Annotated in this window: 2 protein-coding genes; both read left to right on the forward strand. The window is 35.9% G+C overall.

All coding sequences use genetic code 11. The features are described from left to right. Positions 1 to 34: 34 nt before the first annotated feature. The gene (locus C7437_RS16780; protein ID WP_111441107.1) at positions 35 to 238 is read left to right on the forward strand and encodes a DUF5348 domain-containing protein; all 204 of its coding nucleotides are present in this window, start codon (positions 35 to 37) and stop codon (positions 236 to 238) included. 161 nt (positions 239 to 399) lie between these two features. Next, positions 400 to 1,239 carry a tyrosine-type recombinase/integrase gene (locus tag C7437_RS16785; protein WP_111441108.1) on the forward strand — a complete coding sequence of 280 codons (840 nt, stop codon included), beginning with the start codon at positions 400 to 402 and terminating at the stop codon, positions 1,237 to 1,239. Positions 1,240 to 1,278: the final 39 nt, after the last annotated feature.

The following is a 1,278-nucleotide window of genomic DNA, read 5'->3' on the forward strand; positions in this document are numbered from 1 at the left end:
AATCCTATAAAAAACACACGAAAGAGGTATTTTTATGATTGGATTACTAACAAAAAACTCGCAAGGTAGGTATGCATTCTATAATGGTTTTTATTTTAAAACTGGTGATGCTATTGAAATCAAACTAGATTATTATCATTGGGTACAAACTATAATTAAACAAAAGGATGAAGATTACTATCTAAAAGATTTTCCTAATCTTAAAATTGAAGGATTGACTGCGAGAAAAGTTGTATAACTTTTCTCGTTTTTTAATTAGACATAATGTTCAAAAGCGACATAAAGCATTCATTCACTTATTCAACTAAACTGCCGCGTTAGTAAAAACACATCCTATGTCTATAATTCTATTAAGTTGGGAATAATCCTTTTAATATTACTATTTTAGGGGGAATGGAATTGTTACTGTCAAAAGCATGGGCTTCGTTTGAAGCTGATAAGCAAATAGAGGGCTTTTCGCCACAAACGTTGAAGGCCTACGGGTTACAGTCTTTGCTACTAATTGGTTATTTTAAAGATGTAGAGATGGAGTTACTGGATACAAGTAAACTGAAAGAATATCTCGTTATATCCGGCAAGCATTTAAAACCAGCTAGTCTTGCACATCGTATCCGTTTTATGAAATCATTTTTTCGTTGGTCCCATGAAGAAGGCCACCTGAGTAAGAATCCAACTTCCAAAATCAAAGAACCCAAAGTGGGGAAGCGGATACCCAAGTATTTAACCGAACGGGAGATTGAACACCTTCGTGAATCCTGTCATTCCCCAATGGAAAAAGCGATTTTTGAATTCATGTTTTCTACCGGTTGTCGAATCGGTGAGGTAGTTGCGTTAGAAAAGACCCATATTAATTGGTCTAATCAATCTGCGATCGTTAGAGGAAAAGGCGACAAGGAAAGGGAAGTTTATTTTAATACACGTTGCGACATATGGCTTAAACGCTATATAGAAAGCCGTAATGATCATAACTCTGCCATTTTTGTAACAGCTAGACAGCCACATAAAATGAGTGTCGCCCAAATGCGATACATCATCAAGCGTATTTCCAATCGTGCTGAAATTAATAAAGAGATTCATCCACACCAACTTAGACACAGCTACGCAACTCATTTGTTGAATAATGGAGCTCCTATTGAAGTCATACAAAGTCTTATGGGGCATGAGAAAAGTGAAACCACCAAGATATATGCTCAGTTAAGCGGAAGGTTAAGGAAAGAGTATTATCAGAAGTACTTTTAAATGAAAAAGGAGCAACGTCTTAAAAGACGTTGCTCTACT

Origin of the sequence: Psychrobacillus insolitus (genome assembly GCF_003254155.1) — a bacterium.
GTDB classification, from domain to species: domain Bacteria; phylum Bacillota; class Bacilli; order Bacillales_A; family Planococcaceae; genus Psychrobacillus; species Psychrobacillus insolitus.